This window comes from Cellulomonas oligotrophica (assembly GCF_013409875.1).
Classification (GTDB): Bacteria; Actinomycetota; Actinomycetes; order Actinomycetales; family Cellulomonadaceae; genus Cellulomonas; species Cellulomonas oligotrophica.
In genome coordinates this window covers 3,767,310-3,791,802 of record NZ_JACCBK010000001.1, presented here as the reverse complement: position 1 = coordinate 3,791,802, position 24,493 = coordinate 3,767,310, and the positions used below count along the sequence as shown (strand labels likewise).

Below are 24,493 nucleotides of genomic sequence, written 5' to 3'. Positions count from 1 at the left end.
ACCGCACCGACCCCCGGAGGCACCTGTGCCCACCCCGCCCATCGACCCGACGACCACGTCCGCGTGGCAGGACCTCTCCGAGCACGAGAGCACCCTGACCCCCGACCTGCGGGGCTGGTTCGCCGAGGACCCGGGCCGCGCGCAGCGCCTGACCCACCAGCTCGGCGACCTCACCGTCGACCTGTCGAAGAACCTCGTCACCGACGAGACGCTGGCCCTGCTGGTCCGCCTCGGCGAGGAGGTGCAGCTCGCCGACCGGTACCAGGCCATGATCCGCGGCGAGCACATCAACGTCACCGAGGACCGCGCGGTGCTGCACACGGCCCTGCGACGCCCCGCGGACGCGGAGCCGCCGCTGGTCGTCGACGGCCAGGACGTCGACGCCGACGTGCAGCGGGTGCTCGGCGAGGTCTTCGCGTTCGCCGAGAAGGTCCGCTCCGGCGAGTGGACCGGGGTGACGGGCGAGCGCGTGCGCACCGTCGTCAACATCGGCATCGGCGGCTCCGACCTCGGCCCCGTCATGGTGTACGAGGCCCTCGAGCCGTACGTGCAGGACGGCCTGGAGGTCCGGTTCGTCTCGAACATCGACCCCACGGACCTCGCGCAGAAGACCGCGGACCTCGACCCGACGACGACGCTGTTCATCGTCGCGTCGAAGACGTTCACGACCCTGGAGACCCTCACCAACGCCCGGCTGGCCCGGACGTGGCTGTGGGAGGGACTGCTCGCGGGCGGGCACATCGCCGACACCGACGCCGACCGGCAGGGTGCGGTCGCGCAGCACTTCGTCGCGGTCTCGACGGCCCTGGACAAGGTCGCGGACTTCGGCATCGACCCGACCAACGCGTTCGGCTTCTGGGACTGGGTCGGCGGACGCTACTCCGTCGACTCCGCGATCGGCACGTCGCTGGCGATCGCGATCGGCCCCGACGCGTTCGGCGAGCTGCTGGCCGGCTTCCACACGGTCGACGAGCACACCCGCACGACCCCGCTGGCACAGAACGTGCCCTTCCTCATGGGCCTGCTCAACGTCTGGTACGTGAACTTCCTCGGGGCGCACACGCACGCCGTGCTGCCGTACGCCCAGCAGCTGCACCGCTTCGCCGCGTACCTGCAGCAGCTGACGATGGAGTCCAACGGCAAGTCGGTGCGCTGGGACGGCACGCCCGTGACCACCGCGACCGGCGAGGTGTTCTGGGGCGAGCCCGGCACCAACGGGCAGCACGCGTTCTACCAGCTCATCCACCAGGGCACCCGCCTCATCCCGGCGGACTTCATCGCCGTCGCCAACCCCGCGTACCCGCTGACGGACGGCGGCACCGACGTGCACGGCCTGTTCCTGGCGAACTTCTTCGCGCAGACCAAGGCCCTCGCGTTCGGCAAGACCGCCGAGGAGGTCCGCGCCGAGGGCACGGCCGAGGCGATCGTCCCGGCCCGGGTGTTCTCGGGGAACCGCCCGACGACGTCGATCCTCGCCCCGGCCCTCACGCCGGCGGTCGTGGGGCAGCTCGTCGCGCTGTACGAGCACATCACGTTCGCCCAGGGCGTCGTGTGGGGCATCGACTCCTTCGACCAGTGGGGCGTCGAGCTCGGCAAGAAGCTCGCGATGGAGATCGCCCCGGCCGTCGAGGGCGACGCCGCCGCCCTCGCGGCGCAGGACCCGTCCACGCAGGCGCTGATCCGGCGCTACCTGGAGCTGCGCGGCTGACGCACCAGACGACGGCGCCGTCCCCGGCCGGGGGCGGCGTCGTCGTCGCTCGTCGCGCGGGTCAGGCGAAGCGGGCGGAGCGTTCCACCACGCGCCCGACGCCGGCCTGCGCGTCCCACGTGTAGACCGTCCGGCCCTCGACGAGCACGTGCTCCACGCGGGACATCACGTCCAGCGGGTCGCCGGACCACAGCACGACGTCCCCGTCGCGCCCCGGCTCGAGCGCACCCACGCGGCCGTCGAGGCCGAAGAACGACGCGGGGTTGACGGTCAGCGCCTCGAGCGCGGTCTGCGGCGGCAGCCCCTCCTTGACCGCGAGCGACGCCTGGTGCACGAGGAGGTTGATCGGCACCACGGGGTGGTCGGTGGTGATCGCGACCCGCACGCCCGCCGCCGCGAGCGTCGCCAGGTGCCCGATCGCCCGGTCCCGCAGCTCGACCTTGGACCGGCTGGTGAGCATCGGGCCGAACACCACCGGCACGTCCCGCTCGGCCAGGACGTCGGCGATCTTGTGGGCCTCGGTGCCGTGGTTGACCACCATCCGGTACCCGAACTCGTCCGCGAGCCGCAGGGCCGTGGCGATGTCGTCGTGCCGGTGCACGTGCTGGTCCCAGACCAGCTCGCCGTCGAGGACGCGCGCCAGCGTCTCGAGCGCGAGGTCGGGGGCGAACGGCTCGCCCTTGCCGGCCGCGGCGGCCCGCGCGGCCGCGTAGTGCCGGGCCCGGGTGAAGGCCTCGCGGATGACCAGGGCCGTGCCCAGCCGCGTCGACGGCAGCTGCCTGCGCTCGCCGTAGACACGCTTCGGGTTCTCCCCCAGCGCGGACTTCACGGAGACCGACGCGGAGATCACCTGCTCGTCGACCGTGCGCCCGCCCCACGTCTTCATGGCCACCGACTGACCGCCGATCGGGTTGGCCGACCCGGGCTTGACCACGACCGACGTCACGCCGCCGGACAGCGCGTCGCGGAAGCCCTCGTCGTCGACGTTGACCGCGTCGACCGCGCGGACCGCGGCCGTGTTCGGCGTCGTCATCTCGTTGGTGTCGTCGCCCGCCTTGCCCTCGCCCTCCTCGTGCAGGCCCACGTGCCCGTGCGCCTCGACGAAGCCGGGCAGCACCCAGCGACCGGTCGCGTCGACGACCCGGGCGCCCGCGGGCACCTCGACGTCCGCACCGACGGCGGTGATGCGCCCGTCGACGACGAGGACGGTGCCGCCCGGCACGGGCGGGGACGAGACGGGGACGACGTGGCCGCCGACGACGGCGACGACCGAGGGGCTGGTGGAGGGGGAGGTCATGACCTCCACCGTAGGTCGGGCGGCCGACCGCCCCGCCGTGGCGGCGGGACGGCCGGCCGGGGCCGGGAGGGCGGCCCGTGCAGGTCAGGGGCTCGTGCAGCCCACCGACGGGGCGGTCGGGGCGGTGCCCGTGCCCTGGTAGCCGAGCTCGGTGGACGCGCCCGGCGCGAGGGCGCCGTTCCAGGCGGCGTTCGTCAGGCGCACCCCCGCGCCGTCGGCCGTGAGCACCGAGCTCCAGGAGTGCTGGACGGCGGTGGCCGGCACGCCGAGGCGCACCGTCCAGCCCTGCAGCGGCACCGACCCGGCGGTGACCCGCACGGTGGCGACCCAGCCGCCGGGCCACGCGCTGACGACCGTGTGCGTCGCGGTGCACGCCGCCGGCACCGCGGTGGGTGTCGGGGTGGGCGTCGGGGTGGGGGTCGCGGTCGGGGTGGGCGTGACCGTCGGGGTCGGGGTGGGCGTGGGGGTCACGGTGGGCGTGGGCGTGGGGGTCGGCGTCGTCCCCCCGGGCACGAGCGCGAGCGCCTGGGTCGCGGCCGGGTACCACGTCGCGGCCATCCGCTGCGTCCCGGCGTCGTTGGGGTGCACGCCGTCGCCGGTGTCGCGCGCCGGGTCCCACCCGGTCCAGTGGTCGACGACCCGCACCGGCGAGGCCGCGGTCGACGTCGCCGCCGCCCACGCCGGGATCGCCGCGTTCAGGGCCTGGGTCCGCGCCGGGCACTCGGCGCACGTCGGCGGGGCCACCGGGATGATCTGCGCCACGACCACGACCACGCGGGGGTCGACCGCACGCATCTGCCCGACGAGCGTGGTGTACGCGTCGAGGATCTGCTGCGGCGTGCGGGCGCTCCACACGTCGTTCGTCCCGAAGTGCATGAGCACGACCTGCGGCCGCGTCGCCGCGAACCAGCCGGCAGCCTCCCCCGATGCCGCGACGTTCGTCACGAGCAGGCCGCCGTGGCCCTCGTTGTCGCCGTCGTGGGCGATCCCGCAGCCCTGCGGCGGCATCGTGCCCACCATGTCGATCGCGTGCCCGTCGGCCACCAGCCGCTGGTGCAGCAGCGCGCGCCAGCAGCCGGGGTTGCCCGTGATGGAGTCGCCGAGGGCCATGACGCGGACCGGCTCGGCGACCGCGGCGGGCACCGTCGACGGGGCGGTCCCCGTGGAGGCGACCGCGGGCCCGGCCACCCCGGCCAGCACGGCGAGCACCAGCGCGGCGAGGGCCGCCAGGGCGGCGCCCCGACGGGACGGGGCGGGCGGACGGTGCGGCACCCGGTCGGGTGCGGGGCGCGCGGCAGGGCGCATGGTGGTCTCTCCTTCGACGACGGGCCCGCGCACGCGGGACGGGCCGAGCGTCCCGCGGAGTGCGCGGCGCGGGCAGGGCACGAAGCGTTTCGCACGGCCGCCCCGCCGCCGGTCCGGCGCCGGTCCAGCGGCGGGCCGGCCCAGCGCGGGCACGGGCCCGGGCGTGGCAGGCTGTCGACGTCGGGTCCGTCGCAGGAGGTGGCATGGCCGAGGTGGTGCGGGCGCGCGTCGACGCGTGGACGTGGGCCGTGCGGCTGTTCCCGACCCGTTCCGCCGCGGGCGCCGCCTGCCGCGCCGGGCACGTGCGCATCAACGGCGAGCGCGCCAAGCCCGCGACCCTCGTCGTGCCCGGCGACGAGGTGCAGGTCCGCGGCGGGGAGCGCGAGCGCCTCGTCGTCGTCCAGCGCCTGCTCGTCAAGCGGGTCTCCGCCGAGGTCGCCCGCGCCTGCTACCTCGACCGGTCGCCCGCGCCGCTGCCGCGCGAGCACGTGGCGATGGCCGGCCAGCGGGACCGCGGCGCGGGCCGACCCACCAAGCGCGAGCGCCGCGACATCGACCGGCTGCGCGGACGCTGACGCCGGTGGACGCGCGCGCGGCACCCGCCGGGGATGCGAGCGTCGTCGTGGCGGCCCCCGCCGTCGCGCTGCGCACCGCGGTGGGACTGCGCCGCGGTGCGGGCGACCCGACGTGGCACGCGACGCCCGACGGCGTGTGGCACGGGCGCCCCACGCCGGACGGGCCCGCCACCCTGCGGCTGCGGGCGCGCCCGGACGGTGTCGAGGCGCACGCGTGGGGCCCGGGGGCGCGCGCCGCGCTCGCCGACGTTCCCGGGCTGCTGGGACGCCTCGACGACGTCACGGGCTTCGCCGCGCACCTGCACCCGGCGGTGCACGCCGCGGCCCGGGCGCACCCCGACCTGCGGCTGCCCCGCTCGGGCGAGGTCTGGCCGACGCTCGTGACGGCCGTGCTGGAGCAGCGGGTCGTGGGCCTGGACGCGCACGCGTCGTGGCGCCGGCTGGTGCTGCGGCACGGTGAGCCGGCCCCGGGCCCCGCCCCGGCCGGGCTGCGGGTGTGCCCGGCCCCGGGGGTGTGGGCGTCGCTGCCGGTGTGGGAGTGGCGCGGTGCCGGGGTCGACGCCCAGCGCTCGGGCGCAGTGCAGCGCGCGGCCGTCGTCGCGCACCGGTTCACCGCGGACCTGGAGCCCGACGAGCTGGCCCGCCGGGTGCGGACGGTGGTCGGCATCGGCCCGTGGACGGCGGCCGAGACGACGGCACGGGCGCTGGGCGACCCCGACGCCGTGCAGGTCGGCGACGCGCACCTGCCGCACCTCGTGGGCTGGGCGCTGACCGGCCGGCGCGCGGACGACGCCGGGATGCTGCACCTGCTGGCACCGTGGGCGGGCCACCGTCAACGGGTGGTCGTGCTCCTCGAGCGCGCGTACCGCGGCCGGATGCCGACGTACGGCCCCCGGGCGGCACGGGCCCGGCCGATGCGCTGACGGACGGACGTCCGCCCGGGGCCGGCCCGGGATGTGCCGGGGACGTGGCGGGCGCATGATGGCCGCCAGGACGAGCTGCGAGGACGACCGCCGGCCGGAGGAGGACCCGTGGACGACGACCGACGCACGACCAGCGACCAGGTGGGACCCGACCCGGGGCGGGTGGTCGGGGCGGTGCTCGCGTTCGCCGCCTTCGTCGGCGCGTTCGCGCTGCTCACGCTGGGCTTCACGCTCGAGGGGACCACGGGGATGGTCGTGGTCGGTGCGGGGATCGTGCTCTTCGGCCTCGCGTACGCGATCCCGATGGGCGTCATGCCCGCGCTCGAGGACCGGGCGGCCCGGGGCTGACGCGCCTGCTCCGCGTGCGGCCCGGCGGCGGCGCTGCCACGGTGGAGCGATGACCTCGAGCCCCGCCCGACCGCGCGTGCTGCTGCTCGTGCGCCACGGCGAGAGCGTCGGCAACGTCGCGGCCACCGCGGCGGAGCGGGCCGGCGCCCCCACCGTGGACGTGGGCACCCGCGACGCCGACACCCCGCTCTCGGACCTCGGCCTCGCCCAGGCCCGTGCCCTCGGCGACGCCCTCGGGGCCCTGGGCGCGGCCGTCCGGCCCGACGTCGTGTGGTGCTCGCCGTACGCGCGTGCCCTGGCGACGGCCCGCACCGCGCTGGACGCGGCGGGGCTGACGCCCGACCTGCGCGTCGACGAGCGGCTGCGGGACCGTGAGCTCGGGATCCTCGACGGGCTGACCCGGCACGGCGTGCGGACCCGCCACCCGGACGAGGCGGAGCGCCGACGACGGCTCGGCAAGATGTACCACCGGCCGCCCGGCGGGGAGTCCTGGGCGGACGTCGCGCTGCGCCTGCGGGCCGCGCTCGGCGACCTGGGTGCCCGCGACGCGGGCCGGTCCGTGCTCCTCGTCGCGCACGACGCCGTGGTCGCGCTGGCCCGCTACGTGCTGCAGGACCTCGACGAGGAGCAGCTCATGGACGTGGTGCGCGACGGCAGCGTGCGCAACGCGTCGCTGAGCAGGTTCGACCACGACGGCGAGGCCTGGCACCTGCGCACCTGGGACGACGTCGACCACCTCACCGACGTGCGGGTGACCGAGCACGACGGGACGGGTGACGGCCGTGCCTGAGCAGCTGCTGACACCCGCGCTGCTGCGCGGCTGGGCGCTGCCCGAGCCGACCGGCGGCAAGGACGCGCGCGGCGGCGTGCTCGTCGTCGGGGGCGCGCGCGGGACGCCGGGGGCGGTGCTGCTGGCCGGCACGGCGGCGCTGCGCGTGGGCGCGGGCCGGCTGACGGCCGCGGTGGCCGGGTCCGTCGCGCCCGCGCTCGCGGTGGCGGTGCCCGAGTCGGGGGTCCTCGCCCTCCCGGAGGACGCGCGCGGGGGCCCGCACGCACCGGTCGACGACGACGCCCTCGACCGTGAGCTGGCGCGCGCCGACGTGGTCGTCGTGGGCCCGGGCCTCGACGAGCCCGAGGGCACGCTGACCCTGCTGCGGGCCGTGGCCCACGCGGCGCCGGGGCGCGTCCCGGTGGTGCTCGACGCGTTCGCGCTCGGGGTGCTGCGCGACGCGGCCGACGTCCGCGCGGCCGTCGCCGGGCGCGCGGTCCTCACGCCGAACCTGACGGAGGCCGCCCACCTGCTGGGCCTCGACGAGGCGGACGGCGACGACCTGGCCGTGCGGGTCGCCGACGAGTACGGCGTGGTCGCGGCGTGCGCGGGCGTCGTCGCGGCGCCCGACGGGCGGGTCTGGCGCAGCGCGACGGGGCACGCGGGCCTGGGGACCTCGGGCAGCGGCGACGTGCTCGCGGGGGCCGTCGGCGGTCTCGTCGCCCGCGGTGCGGACCTCGCGCAGGCCGCGTGCTTCGCGGTCGCGGCCCACGGGACCGCCGGCGACCGGCTCGCGGCACGGGTCGGGCTGCTCGGCTCCCTGGCCCGTGAGCTCGTCGACGAGCTGCCCGCGGTGCTCACCGAGCTCCGCGCGCGCTGACGCCCGACGGTGACGTGACCCGGGTCGTCGTGGTCGTGCGGCGTGGTCGTGGCGGATGATGGGCCCGTGGACACACCCCGTATGAACGTCGAGTCCTTCAACCTGGACCACCGCACGGTGGACGCGCCGTACATCCGGCTCGCCGACCTCAAGGTGCTGCCCGCCGGTGACGTGCTGAGCAAGTACGACGTCCGGTTCACGCAGCCCAACGCCGCGCACCTGGAGATGCCGACCGTGCACTCCCTCGAGCACCTGTTCGCCGAGCACTCGCGCAACCACTCCGACCGCGTCCTGGACTTCTCCCCCATGGGCTGCCAGACGGGCTTCTACCTGATGCTGCAGGGCCGGTGGGACGAGGCGGAGGTCGCCGACCTGGTCGCCGCGACGCTGACCGACGTGCTCGGCGCGACGGAGGTGCCCGCCGCCAACGAGGTGCAGTGCGGGTGGGGCGCCAACCACACCCTCACCGGTGCGCAGGAGGCTGCCCGCACGTTCCTCGCCGCGCGGGACGGCTGGGCGCAGGTGACGCGCGCATGAGCGCCGGAGCGGACCCGGCCGGGTCCGTCGACGCGGTCGTCGTCGTCGCGATGACCGAGGAGTGCGCCCCGTTGCTCGCGCTGGCCCGCGAGGTCGGTGCCGAGGAGGTCGTCGGGCACGCCCGCCAGCGGGTGCTCGACCTGGACGGGGTGCGCGTCCTGCTCGTGCAGTGCGGCATCGGCATGGTGAACTCCGCCGCCGCGGCGGCGGTCGCCCTGCAGCGCGTGCGGCCGCGCGTCGTGGTCAGCGCGGGCAGCGCCGGCGGGCTGGGCGTCGGCGTGCACGTCGGCGACGTCGTCGTGGGCCGGACCTGCGTGAACGCGGGTGCCGACGCGCGGGCGTTCGGGTACGAGCTCGGCCAGGTGCCGGGCATGCCCGCGACCTACCCGGGCGACGAGGCCGTCGTCGCGGCCGCCGGTGCGCTCGGGACCGCGGACCAGCGGGTCCTCGTCGGCACGGTGCTGTCGAACGACGCGTTCGTGCACGCCGGCCTCGTCGACGGGCTGCGGACGGCGTTCCCGGAGGCGCTCGCCACCGACATGGAGTCGGCCGCGCTCGCCCAGACCTGCCACCAGTACGCCGTGCCGTTCGTCACGGTCCGCGGGATCTCCGACCTGTGCGGGCCCGCCGCCGACGACGACTTCCTCACGCACGTCGACGACGCCGCGGACCGCTCGGCGGCCGTGGTCGTGGCCGCTCTGCGGGCCGTCGTCGCCGGCTGAGCGACGCACCTGCGCCGTGGCCGCCCGACGAGTCCGGGCGGTCACGGCGGTCTGCCCCTGACGCCGCCGCGGGAATCACCTTGCCCGTCCCCGGGTTGTCGGGACGAGACTGAGGACGCCCCGGCGGCCGCCCGCGCGGGCGGCGTGCCCGCGTCCCGCACGAGCAGACAGGCAGACCCCGTGACCGACGCCACGCGCCCCCTGACCACCGACGCCCCGCCACCCGTGGCGGCCGGCCCGGCCCCCGTGGCCCCGACCTCGATGACCCCGGCCCACCGCCTCGCGGTCGGCCTGCTGCTGACGTCGACGTTCATCGTCATCCTCAACGAGACCACCATGGGCGTCGCGCTGCCGTCGCTCATGGACTCCCTCGGCATCACCGCGGCCACCGGGCAGTGGCTGACCACCGGGTTCCTGCTGACGATGGCCGTCGTCATCCCCGTCACCGGGTTCCTGCTCCAGCGCGTCACCACGCGCACCGCGTTCCTCACCGCCATGGGCCTGTTCTCGGCCGGCACGCTGGTGTGCGCGCTCGCGCCCGGGTTCGAGGTGCTGCTCGTCGGGCGCGTGGTCCAGGCCGGCGGCACCGCGATCATGCTGCCCCTGCTGATGACGACGGTCATGACCGTGACCCCCGTCGCGGGGCGGGGACGCACGATGGGCAACATCTCCGTCGTCATCTCCGTCGCGCCGGCGCTCGGCCCGACCCTGTCCGGGCTGGTGCTCAGCACCCTCGAGTGGCGGTGGATCTTCGGCCTCGTGCTGCCGATCGCGCTGGGGTCGCTCGTGCTGGGCGCCCTGCGCCTGACCGACGTCACCACCCCCGGGACCGCACGCATCGACGTGCTCTCCGTCGTGCTGTCCGCGCTCGGGTTCGGCGGGCTCGTGTTCGGCCTGTCGCACCTGGGCGAGGCCGCCACCGGCACCGTCCACGCGAGCACCGTCGTCGCGCTCGTCGTCGGCGGGGCCGCGCTGAGCCTGTTCGTCGCGCGCCAGCTGCGCCTGCAGCGCACCGACGCGGCCCTGCTGGACCTGCGCACGTTCCGGTCGCGGACGTTCGGCTCGGCCGTCGCCACCATGGCGATCATGATGATGTCGCTGTTCGGCGTGATCATCATGATCCCGATCTACGCGCAGCGGGTGCTCGGCCTCGACACGCTGGCCACCGGGCTGCTGCTGCTGCCCGGCGGCCTCGTCATGGGCCTGCTGGCCCCGCTCGTCGGCCGCGGGTACGACCGGTTCGGGCCCCGCCCGCTGCTGGTCCCCGGCACCGTCGCGGTGTCCGCCGCCGTGTGGGGGCTGACCCTGCTGGGCGAGCAGAGCGCACCGTGGATGCTGGTCGCGGCGCACATGACCATGTCGGTCGGGCTCGCGCTGGTGTTCACGCCGCTGTTCACGTCGGCGCTCGGATCGCTGGCCCCGGGGCTGTACTCGCACGGCAGCGCCATGATCGGCACCGTGCAGCAGGTGGGCGGGGCCGCCGGCACGGCGGTGTTCGTCACGGTGCTCACCGCCGTGAGCACGAGCGCGACCGTCGGGGGCGCCGACCTCGTCGCCTCGACCGCGGCCGGCACGCACGCGGCGTTCCTCGTGGGCGGCGTGCTCACGCTCGTCGCGATCCCGCTGGCGCTGGGCGTGCGCCCGGCCCCGGCGGACGCCCCGGCCGTCGTCGCGCACTGACGGACGCCGCGGCCCGCGTCGCGCACCGACCGACGCACCTGCCCGCCCCCGACCGGGACGACGTCACCGGCCGGGGGCGGGCTCGTCCGGCGGTCCCTCGCGCGGCGCGGCGAGCTGCTCGACCGCGTCGAGCACGACCGCGTGCACGCGCGGGTCGTCGAGGACGCGGAAGTGGCCGTCGAGCGGGAGCCGCACGTTCACGGCTCCGGCGAGCCACGACCCGGCGGGCACGTGCGGGTCGAACCGGGCGTGCACCGACCACACGCGGGCGTGCACGGCCACCTCCCGCGCCAGGGCCAGCACCTGGCGGTCGCCCGGTGACAGCGCACGCACGGCCCGCACCGGGAACCACCGGGCGTAGGCGGACCCGGCGAACGGGGTGTTGACCGCCACGAGCCCGACCGCGCGCCCGGTGCGCGTGCCGTCCGCGGCGGGCGCACCGGCGGGCAGGCCCAGCACGAGCTTGCCGATCAGGCCGCCCTTGGAGTGCGCCACCAGCACGGCCCCGGTCAGGTCGAGCGACGCCATCCGCCGCGCGACGAGCCGCGCCGACGCGTCGAGCGGCCGGTGGTTGCGCCCCAGCGCGGGCACCACGTGCACCGGGTGCCCGGCGGCGTGCAGCGCCCGCGCGAGCGTGGCCATCACCGGCCACGTCTCGTAGATGCCCGGCAGCAGCACCACGGGGGCGCGGTGCCCCGAGGCCAGCGCCCGCGGGTCCGGCGGGCGCAGCACCGCCCGACCCTGCGCCCCGGCGATCCACGCGTAGTCACGCCCCCAGGCGGCAGCCCGCCCGGCGACCTCCCGGGCGCGCGCCGCGGCCCGTCCCGCCCCTGCCGCCCCCCACGTCCTGCCCACCGCGCCTCCCCTGCGCTCCCGGCGTGCGGCACCTGGCGCCGCACGCCGTGCCGCTACGTGCCGACGTGCTCGAGCACCAGGTCCGCGACCTGGCGCGAGTGCTCGTAGATCACCGCGTGCGACGCGCCGGGCACCTCGACCCAGCGGCCCTGCGGCGCGAGGTCCGCGAGCTCGGCGACCCACGCGCGCGGCGCCACGTGGTCGTGCTCGCCGCGCACCACCACGACGGGCACGTCCACCGCGGGCAGCCGCTCCTCGATCGGGTAGCGCAGCATCCGCGGCAGCACCGACGCGAACCAGTGCGGCCCGCACTCGACGTACCCCTGGAGCGCGACCGCCCGGGTGCGGGCCGACTCGTGCCACGAGCTCTGCAGCAGGCGCGCGGCCTGCAGCGGCACCGACCGCTCGCGGGAGTTCACCGGCGGCCCCACCAGCACGGCGTGCGTGGCGATGCCGGGGTGGGACGCCAGCACCTCGGTGACGATCTGCGAGCCCATCGAGTGCCCCACGAAGGTCGGGCGCTCCAGCCCGGCGTGCTGCACCCAGCGCGCGATCAGCTCGGCGAAGTCGGTGATCTCCAGGTGCCCGTGCGGGCGCGGCACGCCCGCGAACCCGGGAAGGTCCAGCAGGTGCACGGCACCGACGCGCCCCAGCACGACCGCGAGCCGCTCGAAGTACTGCGAGCTCACGCCGAGGCCGTGCACGAGCACGATGTCGTGCCGGTCCTCGAGGGGGACGTCGTGCGTCGCGTCGATCCACGTCGTCCACGTGCGCAGGGCCAGCCCGCCCAGCCGCACCCGGTCGATGCGGACGTTCAGCCCGCTCGGTGCCTGCGACCCGCGCACCGTCTGCGGCATCGGTCCTCCAGCTCGCACCGCGGCTCGCCGCGGACCGGGCGGCCCCGGGGTGGGGCGCCGGGGCTGATGGTGCCACGGCGCGCGTGCCCGGCGCCCGCCGTCACAGGATCGCGGGGGCGTCCGGCGCGAGGCGACGCTGCAGGCCCGCCCCCAGCGCGAGACCCGCGAGCACGCCGAGGCTGATCGCGACCATGGTGGTGCCGGTCGTCACGATGGTCGTCACCGCCTGCTCCGTGCCCTGGCCGAGCGCCGACGTGACGCCCACCAGCCCGAGCGCCCCGGGCACGAGCACCCAGAACCCGGGCAGGAACGCGACGAGGAACGCCGGGCCGCGCGTGCGCGAGGCCGCGAGCATCGCCACCGGCGTCATCGCCAGGGCACCCACGAACGCGGAGACGACCGCGCCGAGCAGCAGCCCGCCGACGACCTGCCCGGCGTACGCGGTGAGCAGCACCACCGCGATCCAGGGCAGCGACGTGCGTCGTGCGTCGTTGTGCAGCACCACCCCGACCGCGTACACCAGCACCCCGACCCAGGGGCCCGCCCAGCCCAGCGGGTGCGCGCTGGCCGTGCCGACCTCGGTGGCCGGGACGCCCACGAGCCCGGCCGCCGCGGTGATGCCCAGCGCGAGGAGCACGAGCTGCATGACGCCCGCGGCCAGGCGCGCGGACCCGGCGATCATCTGCCGCGTGGCCAGGTCGATCACCCCGGTGGTGAGCTGCGCACCCGGCAGGAACGTCACCAGCGGCGCGACGAGCGGGGCGAGCAGGCCCACGGGCAGCCCCGTGCGCGCGAGCAGCAGCACCGGCACGGACACGAGGAACGCGCACGCCGCGACGAGCAGCCCCTGGTAGGCGCCCGGCACCCGGCCCGTCAGCAGCACGACCGCGGCGACGGCCCCGCCCAGCACCGTCGCGACGAGCACGTCCGCCCACCCGCCGCCGAGCACCATCGACAGGCCCGCGGCGATCGCGAGGTAGCCGACCAGGCGGACCAGCGGGGTCGACGGCGGTGGCGCGGCGAGCGTCGTGGCGAGCGCGCCGAGCCCGTCACGGGGACGCACGTCGCCGCGCACCGCACCGGCGGCGAGGTCGAGGACGTCCTGCACCTGGTCGAGGCGCAGGGTCCGCGCCCCGGCGCCGGACACCGCCGTGTGCACGCCGCCCTCCCCGGCGACGGACACGAGCAGCGCGGTCGGGAAGGTCACGACCTGCGTGTCCGGGAGGTCGTTGACGGCGGCGACCCGTTCCAGCGTCCGGTTGACCTGGACGATCGGCGCCGAGGAGTCGACGAGCGCCTGCCCGAGCGCCACGAGGAACCGGACGGTCTCCGCCTGCCGCGCCGCGGGGTGCGGGTCGGCGGCGACGACGTCGACGGCCGGCGGCGGGGCGTCCGGGTCCTCCGACCCCGCGCGCTCCGGGGCGGGGAGCACGAGCGTGGCCGGTCCGCCGTCGTCGCCGGGGGTCGCGGCGTGCGGACCGGCCGGCTCCGCGCCGGTCCGCCGCGTCGACCGCCACAGGGCCACCACCAGCACGGTCACGGCGAGCAGCACGAGCGCGGCGACGACGAGCGCACCGGCCGGCAGGCCCGACGCCGTCACGGCGGGCGGCGACGTGAAGGCGGGCACCTCGACCGCCGGCGTGGTCGTGGTCGCGCTCGGCGACTGCCCCGGCGGGGTCACCGGGGCCGACGGCACGGCCGGGGCGGTCGTGGCCGGCGACGTGGGGACGGGCGTGGTGGTGGCTGCGGGGTCCGGGCCGGGGGTGGCGTCGTCGGTCGGGGGCGCCGCGGGAGCCGTCGTGGGGACGGCGGTGGGCACGGTGGTCGTGTCCGGCGCGGGGGTCGCGGTCGCGGTGGCGGCGCCCGGCGCGGCCGGTGCCGTGCCGTCCGGCGCGAGGGCGTCGGCCGGGGCCAGGTCGTCGGCCGGGGCTGCGGCCGTCACGGCTCGACCACGAACCCCGTCGTGCCCGTCGGCTCCTCGTCGGCGACGTCGACCGCGCGGACCACAGCACCGGCCGGTCCGTGGCCGAGCCAGCGCAGCATGGCCTCGACGTCGCCTGCAGGGCCCTCGACCGCGGCCTCGACGGTGCCGTCGGGCCGGTTGCGCACCCAGCCGGCCACACCGAGGCGTGCGGCCTCGCGCGCCGCGGACCAGCGGAACCCGACGCCCTGCACGAGCCCGTGCACGACGGCTCGACGACGGATCACGGGCAGGTCCTCCGGGGTGCGCGGCCAGGGGCGGACCGGCGGCCCGTCCGCGTCGAGGCTACCGACGCACGTCGTCCTCGCACGTCGTCACGGCCGCCGGGCGGGCAGGATGGGTCCGTGACCGTCTCCGAGACCCGTACGCCCCGCCACCTGCGATCGGCGTTGTTCGTCGACTTCGACAACGTCTACATCGGCCTGACCCGGCTCGACGCCGAGGCGGCGGAGGCGTTCGCGACGGACCCGGGCCACTGGCTGGCCGAGCTGGCGCACGGGTCGGGCACGGACGGGGAGATCACGCGCCGGTTCCTCGTGCTCGCCTGCTACCTCAACCCGTCGGTGTACTCCCGGTACCGGCCGAACTTCACGCGCGCCGGCTTCCAGGTCGTGGACTGCCCGTCGCTGACGCAGCAGGGCAAGTCCAGCGCCGACATCAACCTCGTGCTCGACGCGGTCGACGCGCTCGCGGCGCGCACCCGGTACGACGAGTTCGTCATCGTCTCGGCCGACGCGGACTTCACGCCGCTCGCACAGCGCTGCCGCGCCGACGACCGCCGCGTCACGATCATCACGGCGAGCCCGGCGGCCAGCGCCTACCGCGCCGTCGCGGACCAGGTGATCGGCGCCGACGCCCTCGCCGACCTCGTGAGCCCGTCGGTCACGCCCCTGGACCAGCCGCCCGTCGCGCCCGTGGTGGTGCCCCCGGCGGCCGCACCGGCGGCGCGCACCGCCGAGCTGCCCGCGCAGCGCAGCACGGAGCCGGAGCCCGACGTCGCGGCCGTGCTGGCGACGTCCGACGCCCGGGCCCGCAAGGCGGTGCTCCGCACGGTGCGCCGCGCGGACCGGCCGATGACCCTGGGCGCGGTGGCGCAGGTCGCGCTCGACGCCGACCCCGCGCTCGGCGGCACCGGGTGGGCGGGTGCGGGCGGGTTCGCCGCGTGGCTGGCCCGGGCCGTGCCCGAGGTCGCGGTGTCGACGCGCCCGCCGGGTCACGTGTGGGACCCGCAGCGCTTCGGCGAGGCGGACCTGCCCGGGGCCGTCGCGGACGCGGACCCCACGGCGCTGCAGCGGCAGGTCATCGCGGTGACCGACACCCCGGGGCTCAGCCAGCGGCACTACCGCGTGCTGCTGGAGACGCTGGCCAAGGACGTCGCGGCGCACGCGTTCGACCGGCAGGCCACGACGCGACGGGTCTACGAGGCCTGCCAGTCCGCGGGAGCCATGGTGGGCCGGTCGACGGTGAACTTCGTGCTGTCCGGCGTGCTCTACACGGGCCTGTCGCTCGACGCCCGCCCCGGTGTGGGACCGATCGCGTCGGCGTGGGCGGACAACGTGGTGGGTCTGTGCCGCGGCGCCCGCATGGACCTCACGGCCGGCGACGTGACGGCGATCCGCACCTGGGTCACGGGCGGCCTCCTGGACTGATCCCCCGCCCCCGACCCACCCCGCCGACCCCGTCATCGGTGACGTCGTCGCCAGCCGGCCCACCGGCGATCACGGGCTCGGCGGTGGGGGTGCGAGCCGACCGGGACGACGACGCCCGCCGAGCCCGTCGTCCGTGACGGCACCAGGAGCGGTGACGTCACCGACGACGGGGTCGGCGGGCGGGTGGTCGACGGGGCGACCGGCGGTGCGGTCGACCGGGCCGGTCAGGCCTGGGCGGGGGCCGCCGTGGGGGCGGCGAGGGCGGCCGGGCCGCGGTAGGTGCTCGAGTCGAGCCACAGGACGTAGTAGAAGACGATCGTCAGGAGCACGAGCCCGACCGTGAAGCCCGTGCCGTGGCCGAAGGACCGCGACAGGTCGTTCATGAGCAGGATCATCACCACGACGTTGACGACCGGGACGAAGAGGAGCAGGAACCACCACCACGGGCGGCCGACGATCTTCAGCAGCACGAGCGTGTTGTAGAGCGGGACGAAGCCCTTCCAGCGGTCCTCGCCGGCCTTGACGAAGATCCCGCCGACGGGCAGGCCCACGACGACGAGGGCGATGACGATCGAGATGAGCGAGCCGACGAGGGCACCGGCGGCCGCGGCCGGGTCCACCGTCGTGGTGGTCTGGGACAGAAGCGTGAGCATGGCGCGAAACGTAGCGGTGCCGGGCACGGCGAAGTGCCCGGTTCTCACAGATTTCACCCGTTCTGATCACACGGGGAGCACAGGTCGTGCCTGCTCCCCGTTCCGACGGGCTGCGCCCGTGGCTCTCGTCACGGAATGCCCCGGACGCCGCACCCGGTTGGGACCAGGGTGACGACCCTCTCCGTGCTGGACCTCGTGCCCGTCCGATCCGACCAGAGCACCGCCGACGCGCTGGCGGCCACGCTCGCGCTGGCCCGCGTCGCGGACGAGGTCGGGGCGCACCGCTACTGGGTGGCCGAGCACCACAACATGCCCGCGGTCGCCGCCACCAACGCACCCCTGCTCATGTCGATGGTCGCGGCGGCGACGACGCGGGTCCGGGTCGGGTCGGGCGGCGTCATGCTGCCGAACCACGCCCCGCTGGTGGTCGCCGAGCAGATCGCCCTGCTCGAGGCCGCGCACCCCGGCCGCATCGACGTGGGCCTGGGCCGCGCCCCGGGCTCGGACCCCGTGACGAGCCACGTGCTGCGGCGCGGGCAGTCCGGCGGAGACGGCGTCGACACCTTCGACGAGGACGTCGAGACCCTCCGCTCCCTGGTCCGGCCCGACGGGGTGGTGGTCCGGGTCGGCACCGGCACCTACCCCCTGCGGGCGACACCGCGCGCCACCACCGTGCCGCAGGTGTGGCTGCTGGGCTCGTCGTCGTACTCCGCCCAGCTCGCCGGGCGGCTCGGGCTGCCGTACGTGTTCGCCCACCACTTCGCCGGGCGCGGCACCGACGAGGCCGTCGCGCTGTACCGCCGCACCTTCGTGCCCTCGGACGAGCTGGCCGCACCGCGCACGATCGCCGTGGTCAACGCCGCGGTCGCGCCCACGGCCGAGGAGGCCCGCCGGCTCGCGCTCCCGCAGGTGCGCACCATGTGGCGGCTGCGGCAGGGCGTGCGGCTGGAGCCGCAGGAGCTCGTCGAGGACGCCGAGGCCGCTCCCCTGCCCGCGTCGGCGGACGCCGCGCTCGCGGCGGTCACCGCGTCGTGGGTGGTCGACGACCCGGCCGGGGCGGCGGCGCAGGTCCGTGAGCTGGCGGAGCGGCTCGGCACGGACGAGGTGATGGTCACCCCGGTGGCCGGGGCGGTGCGCGGCACGCCCGCCGACCGCTCGCCGGCCCGGGAGGCCACGCTCCGCCTCCTCGCGGACGCCCTCGCCTGACGGGCCTTGCCGACCCGCGCGGCCTCGCCGCGCGGGTCAGGTGCGGGCGAGGTGGGTGAGGACCTCGTAGTGGCTCGTGTGCGGGAACATGTCGAGCAGCTGGGCGCGCCGCGGGCGCAGCGACGGCATCGCTGCCAGGTCGCGGGCGAGCGACCCCGCGTGGCACGAGGAGTACAGGACGTGCTCGACCCCGGACGCCTCCAGCCAGCCGGCCAGCTCGGGCCCGATGCCCCGGCGCGGGGGGTTCACCACGACGAGGTCCGGCGGCGTCGACGCGCCGAGCGCCGCGGCGGTGGCGTCGCCCGCCTCGAAGCGCACGTCGACGAGGCCGGCGTCGGCGGCGCTGCGACGGGCGCCGACGACCGCCTCGGCGCTGGTCTCGACCCCGAGCACGTGCCGCCCGGGCGCGGCGAGGTGCAGGGCGAACCCGCCGACGCCGCAGTACAGGTCCCACACGCTCGCGGGCGCGAGCTCGTCGGTCCAGGCGGCGGCCTGCCGGTACAGCGCCGCGGCGACGTCCGTGCTGGTCTGGAAGAAGCTGCGGGTGCGCAGGTGGAGGTCGAGGTGGTTGACCCGCATGCGCAGGGTGTCGTGCGCCGTCAGCACGATCTCGTCCGGCCCTTCGAGCACGGCCGCGTGCGCGGGCTGCACGTTGACGGACGCGACGACGAGGCCGGGCAGCGCGTCCTGCAGCCACGGCAGGTGCTTGCGGATGCGGGCCAGCGCCTCGGTGCTGCGCAGCACGAGCCGGACCATCAGCTCGTCGTCGGGCGAGACCGTGACGAGCACGTGCTTGAGCTCCCCGCGGCGGGCGGGGACGTCGTAGGGCTCGATCCGCGCGCGGGTGACGAACGCGGCCAGGGGCGCCAGGGCCGCGGTCAGGGCGGGCGGGTAGAGCGGGCACCCCTGCAGGTCGACCCCGTGGCCGTCGGCGTCGAGGATGCCGAGCGTAGGGGCGTCGACGGTGCCGCCGACGACCATCTTGGCCTTGTTGCGGAACCCCGCCTCGGTGCTCGTGACCGGCGGGAGCCAGTGCAGGTCGGGCGGGTCGCCGAGCAGGGTGCGCACGTGCTGCTGCTTGCCGGCGACCTGCGCGGGGTAGGGGCGCTCGAGGAGCGTGCACGAGCGGCACGTCCCCGCGTCGAAGTACCCGCAGCGCACCGCCCCAGACTACGGGCCGGGCCGGTCGCGCCCGACGGGCGCCACCGGCGGGCCGGGCGCGGCGCTCAGCCGAGCAGCGCGACCGCGAGCGCGACCAGCCCGAGCGCGGGCAGCGCGGCCTGCGTGAGGCCGGAGCGCAGCCGCGACGGCGTGCGGGCGACGAGGACGACGCCGGCCAGCACCATCGACCCCGCGCCGGCGAGCACGAGGGCGACGCCGGCGGAGCGGTCGCCGGTGGCGACGAGGGCGACGCCGACGCCGGCGACGACCGCGAGGAACAGGTTGTAGAAGCCCTGGTTCCAGGCCATCTCTGCCGTCGCCCGGGCCTGCTCCGGTGTTCCGCCGAAGGTGCGGCGCGCGACGGGCGCGGTCCACAGCAGCGACTCCAGGACGAAGATCCACACGTGCAGCAGGGCGCCGAGCGCCACGAGCACCAGTCCGAGCGTGAGCACGAGGCCCTCCCTTTTCTGAATCGATCGGTACACAATGTACTGTACCGATCGTTCCAGCACCACCGTCGACCGCACCCGGGAGGGGCCGTGGGCCGACCGCCCTCGTTCGACCACGCGCAGGCCGTGACGGCCGCCCGCGACGTCTTCTGGGCGCGCGGCTACGACGCGACGTCGCTGACCGACCTCGAGGACGCCACCGGCCTGTCGCGGTCGAGCCTGTACCACGCTTTCACCAGCAAGCACGGCCTCTTCGACGCTGCCGTCGAGGACTACCTGGCGACGGTCGTGGAGCCGCTGCTGCGCCCGCTGCGGGAGGACCCCGGTGCGGCGACGCTCCCCCGGCACTTCGAGCGCCTCGCCCGCACGGTGGGGGCGCGGGCGGCCGACGACCCGCGGCAGGGGTGCCTGCTGCTGGGCGTCGCGGCCGGGCTCGCGGGCCGCGACCCGCACGCACGGGCGACCGTGGCCGCCTACCGCGAGCGCGTGACCGCCGCCATGGGCGCCGCGGTCGGGCACCGCTGGCCCGGGCTGGACGACGACGCGCGCGCCCACCGCGCGGCGCTGCTCACCGGTCTGCAGGTCGCAGGGCTGACGCTGGCCCGCGTCGACCCGGGCGCCGCGGCCGCGCTGCTGCGCTCGGCCGCCCGGCAGGTCGGGGACTGGGACGCCTGAGGCGCCACGGACGCGGGCCCCGCCGCTGCGGGGCCCGCGCACCGTCACACCGTGAAGCGCGCCACCATGCCCTTGAGGTCGGCCGACATGCGGGCGACCTCGCCGACGGCCTGGGCCGACTCGACGGCCGCCCGCGCGGTCAGCTCGGCGGCGGTCGTGACGCCCTCGATGTTCGCGGCGATGTCGCCGGAGCCCCCGGCCGCCTCGGCGACCGACCGGCTGATCTCGGCGGTCGTGGCGGTCTGCTCCTCGACGGCGGACGCGATGGTCGACTGGTGGTCGCTGATCGAGCCGATGACCTCCTCGATCGACCCGATCGCGTCGACCGCGGCCCGGGTGTCGACCTGGATCGACTCCACGCGCTGGGCGATCTCGCCCGTGGCCTTGGCCGTCTCCTGGGCGAGCTCCTTGACCTCGCCGGCGACGACCGCGAACCCCTTGCCGGCCTCGCCCGCACGCGCGGCCTCGATCGTGGCGTTCAGGGCCAGCAGGTTGGTCTGCTCGGCGATCTGCGTGATGAGCTTGACGACGTTGCCGATCTCCTGGCTCGACACGCCGAGCCGGTCGATGGTCTGCCCGGCCGTGGAGGTGGCGCGCACGGCCTCCTCGGCGACGCGCACCGCACCGGTGGCGCTGGACGAGATCTCCTTGATGGACGCGCCCATCTCCTCGACGCCGGCCGCGACGGCCTGCGTGTTCGCCGAGACCTGGGCGGCGGCGGCGGAGACGGCGGCCGCCTGCGCGGAGGTCTCCTCGGCGCTCGACCCGGTCTGCCCGGAGACGGCGGACAGCTGCTCGGCGGCACCCGCGAGCGCCATCGAGGACGCGTCGATCTCGGCCAGCACGCCGCGCAGCGTGGTGACGGCGTCGTCGAGCGCGCGCCCGACGTTGCCGGTCTCGTCGCGGGTGGTCAGGGCGGCGGTCTGGGTCAGGTCGCCGGTGGCCAGGGCACGGGCGACGTGCTCGACGCGGCGCAGCCCGCCGACGATGGAGCCGGCGACGGCGAACGCGACCAGGACGGCGACCGCGACCCCGACGGCGAGCAGCAGCAGGACCTGCACCCGGTTCGACGCGTAGGACTGCTCGGCGGCGGCGGACGTGGCGGCGGCGTCGGCCTTCGCGTCCTCGACCATGGCGACGACGGCGGTCATCATCGCGTCGATCGCGGGGCCGGCCTCCTCGTCGCGGACCTGCACCCACTGCTCGGTGTCGCTGACGCGCCCGAGCGGGAGGAGCTTGTCCTCCAGGACGACGGTGTAGGCGTCGAGCGCGGTGAGGTAGTCCGCCACCCAGGCCTGGCGCTCCGGGTCCTGCGCCGCGCGGGCCTCGTAGCTCGCCGCGGCCTCGCGGGCCTCGGCCTGCGAGGCCCGGGCGAGCTCCTCGTAGGTGTCCATGTCCTCGTCGGTGAAGGCGAGGGCCTGGTTGACGACGTTGAGGCGCATCTCGTTGGTCGCGCGGCGCATGACCGCGGCGTCGAGGATCGACTGGACGTCGTCCTCGTACATGGTGACCGTGGCGTCCCGGGTGGTCCCGAGGGCGCTGAGCCCGAGCAGGCCGACGACGAGGGCGACGAGCACCGCGACGGCGGCGACGGCGAGCACCTGCACCCTCGTGCTCGCATGACGTAGGACGTTGACTCGCTGCAGCACGGCGTGCTCCCCCTGGTGAACCTGTTCGCGTTCCCCGTCCGATCGGCGCGGCGGGCCGTCGGGCCCGGGGACGTTCGTCCCGCGCGCGGGTGAGAAGGCTGCCCCGGCGCCGCGCGGCCGCTAGCGTCGGGGGGTGCGGCTGCTGCGGGTGGCGGACGGCGTGCTCGTGGCGTCGAGCAGGACGATGTCGACGACGTCGACGCTGCTGGTCACGGGTGGCCGGGGCGTGCTCGTCGACCCGGCGTGGTGGCCCGACGAGCTGTCCGGGATCGCCGACGACCTGGACGCCCTGGACGTGCGCGTCACCGCGGGGTTCAGCACGCACGCCCACCACGACCACCTGCTGTGGCACCCGCGCTTCGGCGCGGCGCCACGATGGGCGTCGACCGGCACGTGCGCGGTGGCGACCCGGGACCGGGCTGCGCTGCTGGCGGACCTGACCGCCGAGGGCCCGTGGCCCGCCGACCTCGTCGAGCGGTTCGGGGACGTGCGGCCGCTGCCGGGCGGCTCCGCGTCGCCGCAGGGCGGGGCGGGCGGGTCGGGCGGGGCGGGCACGGTGCTGCGGGTGCCGGAGCCGTTCGGCGCCGACGGGCCGGACGAGGACCTGCTGGCGGTGGTGCACGACGCGCACGCACCGGGCCACGCGGCGCTGTGGGCGCCTGCGCGCGGCGTGCTGCTGGTCGGGGACATGCTCAGCGACGTCGAGGTGCCGCTGCCGTTCGACCCCGACGACGTGCCGGCGTACCTCGCCGGGCTGGACGCGCTCGCACCGTGGGTCGCGCGCGCCGACGTGCTCGTGCCCGGGCACGGTGCACCGACGCACGACCCCGTGGCGCGCCTGGACGCCGACCGCCGGTACCTCGACGCGGTGCTCGGCGGACGCACCCCGGACGACCCGCGACTGGCCGACCCGGCGGCGCGGGCCGACCACGCCCGCCTGATCGCGATCGTGGCCGGGAGCTGACGGTCGGACCGCTCGGGGCCGGCGGGCCAGGGACCTGCGGCCTGGTCGCACCCTCCCCGCCGACGTAAGGTAGACGAACTAGTACGTCTACCTCTGGAGGACCCATGCCCGCCGTCTACACCGCCGTCGCCACCGCCACCGGGGAGGGCCGCGCCGGAGGCCGCGCCCGGTCGGACGACGGTCTGCTCGACGTCACCCTCGCGATCCCCGCCGCCATCGGCGGGCCGGGCGGCGGGACCAACCCCGAGCAGCTGTTCGCCGCCGGCTGGGCGTCCTGCTTCCACTCCGCCCTGAAGTCCGTCGCCGCCCGCGAGCGCGTCACGCTGCGCGACTCGGCCGTCGTCGCGCAGATCGGCCTGCTGCCGCTGGAGTCCGGCGCCTACACGATCGAGGCTGCGCTCGAGGTGGAGATCGGCGGGCTGGCGCAGGCCGAGGCCGAGCGTCTCGTCGAGCTCGCGCACCAGGTGTGCCCCTACTCCAACGCGACCCGTGGCAACATCGAGGTGCGCCTGACCACGACGACCGACGGGGACGCCGGATGAGCACGACGAGCACGGCCCCGAGCACGCGCGACGGGGTCGCGCGCACCGTCGGCCGGGTGTGGCTCGGGCTGACGCTCGCGTTCGCCGGCACCACGCACCTGACGGTCGCGCGGCAGGAGTTCCAGGCGCAGGTGCCGTCGTGGGTGCCGCTCGACCCCGACCTGGTCGTGCTCGCGTCGGGCGTCGTGGAGATCACGCTGGGCCTGGCGCTGACGTTCGCGCCGCGCCGGTGGCGGCCGTGGGTCGGCGCGGCGGCGGCGCTCTTCTTCGTCGCGATCTTCCCCGGCAACGTCGCCCAGTACCTGGAGCAGAAGGACGGGTTCGGGCTGGACACGGACGCCAAGCGTCTGGCCCGCCTGCCGTTCCAGGTGGTGCTGGTGCTGTGGTCGCTGTGGTCGACGGGTGCGTGGCGCGCGTTCCGCGCGCACCGTGCCGCGCTGGCCGCCCGCCCCGGGGACGGGCGATGACGTCTCCGGTCGGGCTCGACCATCCCGCCGCGCCGGTCGTGGGCCGGCCGCGGCGGGACGGCGGGCAGTCGGACACCGCGCGGCGCATCCTGGCCGCCGCGGGCCCCCGGTTCTACCGCGAGGGGATCCGGGCCGTCAGCGCCGACGCGGTGATGGCCGACGCGGGCGTCACCAAGGCGACGTTCTACCGGCACTTCCCCACCAAGGACGACCTCGTGGCCGCCTACCTCGGCACGGTCGCCGCCGCCGAGCGGGCGGCGGTCGAGGACTGGCGGGCGCACCTCGGGCCGGGCCGGGTGCTGGAGGCGTACGCGGAGCACCTGGCCGCGCAGGCGTGCGGCGAGGGCTTCCGAGGCTGCCCGTTCCTCAACGCCGTCGCCGAGTACCCCGACCCGCAGCACGCGGTCCGCCGCGTCGCCGAGGACCACCGGGCGTGGCTGCGCGCCACGGCCGCGGAGCTGCTCGCCGCGCTCGGCGTGCGGGGGGCGAGCGACGTCGCGGTGCAGCTGGTCATGCTGCGCGACGGTGCGATGGCCGCCGGGCCCGGCGTGGACCCGGCGACCGTCGGCCGCGCGCTGCGCACCGCCGGCGAGGCGGTCGTGCGGGGGGCGCGCGGCTGATCCCGCCCGACCGCCCGCGGC

26 protein-coding genes are annotated in these 24,493 nt (G+C 76.5%); 16 read left to right on the top strand and 10 right to left on the bottom strand.

Going from position 1 to position 24,493, the window contains the following annotated elements:
• The first annotated feature begins 25 nt into the window (after positions 1 to 25).
• Complete coding sequence (pgi, locus tag BKA21_RS17375; RefSeq protein ID WP_140460208.1) at positions 26 to 1,708, top strand: glucose-6-phosphate isomerase; 1,683 nt, start codon at positions 26 to 28, stop codon at positions 1,706 to 1,708.
• A 61-nt stretch (positions 1,709 to 1,769) separates the two neighbouring features.
• Here pgi and BKA21_RS17370 read toward each other — a convergent pair whose 3' ends face one another.
• Together BKA21_RS17370 and BKA21_RS17365 are read right to left on the bottom strand one after the other, a co-directional pair.
• The gene (locus tag BKA21_RS17370; RefSeq protein WP_140460207.1) at positions 1,770 to 3,005 is read right to left on the bottom strand and encodes an amidohydrolase; all 1,236 of its coding nucleotides are present in this window, start codon (positions 3,003 to 3,005) and stop codon (positions 1,770 to 1,772) included.
• A gap of 84 nt (positions 3,006 to 3,089) precedes the next feature.
• Positions 3,090 to 4,310 (bottom strand): GDSL-type esterase/lipase family protein, encoded by a 1,221-nt coding sequence (locus tag BKA21_RS17365; RefSeq protein WP_140460206.1) that lies wholly within the window; start codon positions 4,308 to 4,310, stop codon positions 3,090 to 3,092.
• Positions 4,311 to 4,513: 203 nt separating this feature from the next.
• Between BKA21_RS17365 and BKA21_RS17360 the strand changes: the two genes are divergently transcribed.
• The 8 genes from BKA21_RS17360 to BKA21_RS17325 all read left to right on the top strand — a co-directional run bounded on the left by BKA21_RS17360 (position 4,514) and on the right by BKA21_RS17325 (position 10,744).
• Complete coding sequence (locus tag BKA21_RS17360; protein WP_140460301.1) at positions 4,514 to 4,885, top strand: RNA-binding S4 domain-containing protein; 372 nt, start codon at positions 4,514 to 4,516, stop codon at positions 4,883 to 4,885.
• Positions 4,886 to 4,890: 5 nt separating this feature from the next.
• Positions 4,891 to 5,808: a DNA-3-methyladenine glycosylase family protein gene (locus BKA21_RS17355; protein WP_239072891.1), complete on the top strand. Its 918-nt coding sequence runs from the start codon at positions 4,891 to 4,893 to the stop codon at positions 5,806 to 5,808.
• 108 nt (positions 5,809 to 5,916) lie between these two features.
• The gene (locus BKA21_RS17350; RefSeq protein ID WP_140460205.1) at positions 5,917 to 6,156 is read left to right on the top strand and encodes a hypothetical protein; all 240 of its coding nucleotides are present in this window, start codon (positions 5,917 to 5,919) and stop codon (positions 6,154 to 6,156) included.
• A gap of 49 nt (positions 6,157 to 6,205) precedes the next feature.
• Entirely contained in the window at positions 6,206 to 6,946 is a 741-nt protein-coding gene (locus BKA21_RS17345; RefSeq protein WP_140460204.1) for a histidine phosphatase family protein, read from the top strand.
• Entirely contained in the window at positions 6,939 to 7,805 is an 867-nt protein-coding gene (locus BKA21_RS17340; RefSeq protein WP_140460203.1) for an NAD(P)H-hydrate dehydratase, read from the top strand. Before BKA21_RS17345 ends, BKA21_RS17340 begins: the two co-directional genes overlap by 8 nt.
• Positions 7,806 to 7,886: 81 nt before the next feature.
• Complete coding sequence (locus tag BKA21_RS17335) at positions 7,887 to 8,342, top strand: S-ribosylhomocysteine lyase (protein ID WP_140460300.1); 456 nt, start codon at positions 7,887 to 7,889, stop codon at positions 8,340 to 8,342.
• The gene (mtnN, locus tag BKA21_RS17330; RefSeq protein WP_140460202.1) at positions 8,339 to 9,064 is read left to right on the top strand and encodes a 5'-methylthioadenosine/S-adenosylhomocysteine nucleosidase; all 726 of its coding nucleotides are present in this window, start codon (positions 8,339 to 8,341) and stop codon (positions 9,062 to 9,064) included. The genes BKA21_RS17335 and mtnN overlap by 4 nt, the downstream gene beginning before the upstream one ends.
• A 180-nt stretch (positions 9,065 to 9,244) precedes the next feature.
• Positions 9,245 to 10,744 (top strand): DHA2 family efflux MFS transporter permease subunit, encoded by a 1,500-nt coding sequence (locus tag BKA21_RS17325; protein WP_373308190.1) that lies wholly within the window; start codon positions 9,245 to 9,247, stop codon positions 10,742 to 10,744.
• A 63-nt stretch (positions 10,745 to 10,807) separates the two neighbouring features.
• On the opposite strand, the gene BKA21_RS17320 is transcribed toward BKA21_RS17325, so the two are convergent.
• The 4 genes from BKA21_RS17320 to BKA21_RS17305 all read right to left on the bottom strand — a co-directional run bounded on the left by BKA21_RS17320 (position 10,808) and on the right by BKA21_RS17305 (position 14,664).
• A complete protein-coding gene (locus tag BKA21_RS17320; RefSeq protein ID WP_239072892.1) occupies positions 10,808 to 11,599 on the bottom strand; it encodes an esterase/lipase family protein in 792 nt (263 codons plus the stop codon).
• A 53-nt stretch (positions 11,600 to 11,652) separates the two neighbouring features.
• On the bottom strand, positions 11,653 to 12,456 hold the full coding sequence (locus BKA21_RS17315; RefSeq protein WP_140460201.1) for an alpha/beta fold hydrolase: 804 nt from the start codon (positions 12,454 to 12,456) through the stop codon (positions 11,653 to 11,655).
• Positions 12,457 to 12,556: 100 nt separating this feature from the next.
• Positions 12,557 to 14,398, bottom strand: a complete 1,842-nt coding sequence (locus tag BKA21_RS17310) for a threonine/serine exporter family protein (protein WP_140460200.1) — start codon at positions 14,396 to 14,398, stop codon at positions 12,557 to 12,559.
• Positions 14,395 to 14,664, bottom strand: a complete 270-nt coding sequence (locus BKA21_RS17305) for an acylphosphatase (protein ID WP_140460199.1) — start codon at positions 14,662 to 14,664, stop codon at positions 14,395 to 14,397. The genes BKA21_RS17310 and BKA21_RS17305 overlap by 4 nt, the downstream gene beginning before the upstream one ends.
• Before the next feature lie 117 nt (positions 14,665 to 14,781).
• On the opposite strand from BKA21_RS17305, the gene BKA21_RS17300 reads away from it, so the two are divergent.
• Entirely contained in the window at positions 14,782 to 16,086 is a 1,305-nt protein-coding gene (locus tag BKA21_RS17300) for an NYN domain-containing protein (RefSeq protein WP_170209097.1), read from the top strand.
• A gap of 224 nt (positions 16,087 to 16,310) precedes the next feature.
• Here the strand turns inward: BKA21_RS17300 and BKA21_RS17295 are convergent, their stop codons facing one another.
• Complete coding sequence (locus BKA21_RS17295; protein ID WP_140460197.1) at positions 16,311 to 16,739, bottom strand: DUF5684 domain-containing protein; 429 nt, start codon at positions 16,737 to 16,739, stop codon at positions 16,311 to 16,313.
• Positions 16,740 to 16,907: 168 nt separating this feature from the next.
• Here BKA21_RS17295 and BKA21_RS17290 point away from each other — a divergent pair, with 168 nt between their 5' ends.
• Complete coding sequence (locus BKA21_RS17290) at positions 16,908 to 17,945, top strand: LLM class flavin-dependent oxidoreductase (RefSeq protein ID WP_308439091.1); 1,038 nt, start codon at positions 16,908 to 16,910, stop codon at positions 17,943 to 17,945.
• A gap of 36 nt (positions 17,946 to 17,981) precedes the next feature.
• On the opposite strand, the gene rlmC is transcribed toward BKA21_RS17290, so the two are convergent.
• Complete coding sequence (gene rlmC, locus BKA21_RS17285) at positions 17,982 to 19,106, bottom strand: 23S rRNA (uracil(747)-C(5))-methyltransferase RlmC (RefSeq protein WP_140460195.1); 1,125 nt, start codon at positions 19,104 to 19,106, stop codon at positions 17,982 to 17,984.
• 65 nt (positions 19,107 to 19,171) lie between these two features.
• Entirely contained in the window at positions 19,172 to 19,558 is a 387-nt protein-coding gene (locus tag BKA21_RS17280) for a DUF1304 domain-containing protein (RefSeq protein ID WP_140460194.1), read from the bottom strand.
• An 87-nt stretch (positions 19,559 to 19,645) separates the two neighbouring features.
• Here BKA21_RS17280 and BKA21_RS19125 point away from each other — a divergent pair, with 87 nt between their 5' ends.
• Positions 19,646 to 20,230, top strand: a complete 585-nt coding sequence (locus BKA21_RS19125) for a TetR/AcrR family transcriptional regulator (protein ID WP_140460193.1) — start codon at positions 19,646 to 19,648, stop codon at positions 20,228 to 20,230.
• A 44-nt stretch (positions 20,231 to 20,274) separates the two neighbouring features.
• On the opposite strand, the gene BKA21_RS17270 is transcribed toward BKA21_RS19125, so the two are convergent.
• Positions 20,275 to 21,831, bottom strand: coding sequence for a methyl-accepting chemotaxis protein (locus BKA21_RS17270; RefSeq protein WP_170209096.1), 1,557 nt, complete (start codon positions 21,829 to 21,831; stop codon positions 20,275 to 20,277).
• 181 nt (positions 21,832 to 22,012) lie between these two features.
• Here BKA21_RS17270 and BKA21_RS17265 point away from each other — a divergent pair, with 181 nt between their 5' ends.
• From BKA21_RS17265 to BKA21_RS17250, 4 genes are all read left to right on the top strand, one after another.
• Positions 22,013 to 22,843, top strand: a complete 831-nt coding sequence (locus BKA21_RS17265; protein WP_140460191.1) for an MBL fold metallo-hydrolase — start codon at positions 22,013 to 22,015, stop codon at positions 22,841 to 22,843.
• A gap of 104 nt (positions 22,844 to 22,947) precedes the next feature.
• Entirely contained in the window at positions 22,948 to 23,385 is a 438-nt protein-coding gene (locus BKA21_RS17260; RefSeq protein ID WP_140460190.1) for an organic hydroperoxide resistance protein, read from the top strand.
• Complete coding sequence (locus tag BKA21_RS17255; RefSeq protein ID WP_140460189.1) at positions 23,382 to 23,852, top strand: DoxX family protein; 471 nt, start codon at positions 23,382 to 23,384, stop codon at positions 23,850 to 23,852. Before BKA21_RS17260 ends, BKA21_RS17255 begins: the two co-directional genes overlap by 4 nt.
• The gene (locus tag BKA21_RS17250; RefSeq protein WP_140460188.1) at positions 23,849 to 24,472 is read left to right on the top strand and encodes a TetR/AcrR family transcriptional regulator; all 624 of its coding nucleotides are present in this window, start codon (positions 23,849 to 23,851) and stop codon (positions 24,470 to 24,472) included. The genes BKA21_RS17255 and BKA21_RS17250 overlap by 4 nt, the downstream gene beginning before the upstream one ends.
• Positions 24,473 to 24,493 lie beyond the last annotated feature (21 nt).

Bases quoted from the DNA above. Each gene is read 5' to 3' on its own strand.
- BKA21_RS17365 (WP_140460206.1), bottom strand. From the start codon at position 4,310: ATGCGCCCTGCCGCGCGCCCCGCACCCGACCGGGTGCCGCACCGTCCG.
- BKA21_RS17345 (WP_140460204.1), top strand. From the start codon at position 6,206: ATGACCTCGAGCCCCGCCCGACCGCGCGTGCTGCTGCTCGTGCGCCAC.
- BKA21_RS17335 (WP_140460300.1), top strand. From the start codon at position 7,887: ATGAACGTCGAGTCCTTCAACCTGGACCACCGCACGGTGGACGCGCCG.
- mtnN (WP_140460202.1), top strand. From the start codon at position 8,339: ATGAGCGCCGGAGCGGACCCGGCCGGGTCCGTCGACGCGGTCGTCGTC.
- BKA21_RS17260 (WP_140460190.1), top strand. From the start codon at position 22,948: ATGCCCGCCGTCTACACCGCCGTCGCCACCGCCACCGGGGAGGGCCGC.
- BKA21_RS17295 (WP_140460197.1), bottom strand. From the start codon at position 16,739: ATGCTCACGCTTCTGTCCCAGACCACCACGACGGTGGACCCGGCCGCG.
- BKA21_RS17255 (WP_140460189.1), top strand. From the start codon at position 23,382: ATGAGCACGACGAGCACGGCCCCGAGCACGCGCGACGGGGTCGCGCGC.
- BKA21_RS17360 (WP_140460301.1), top strand. From the start codon at position 4,514: ATGGCCGAGGTGGTGCGGGCGCGCGTCGACGCGTGGACGTGGGCCGTG.
- BKA21_RS17250 (WP_140460188.1), top strand. From the start codon at position 23,849: ATGACGTCTCCGGTCGGGCTCGACCATCCCGCCGCGCCGGTCGTGGGC.
- BKA21_RS17315 (WP_140460201.1), bottom strand. From the start codon at position 12,456: ATGCCGCAGACGGTGCGCGGGTCGCAGGCACCGAGCGGGCTGAACGTC.
- BKA21_RS17370 (WP_140460207.1), bottom strand. From the start codon at position 3,005: ATGACCTCCCCCTCCACCAGCCCCTCGGTCGTCGCCGTCGTCGGCGGC.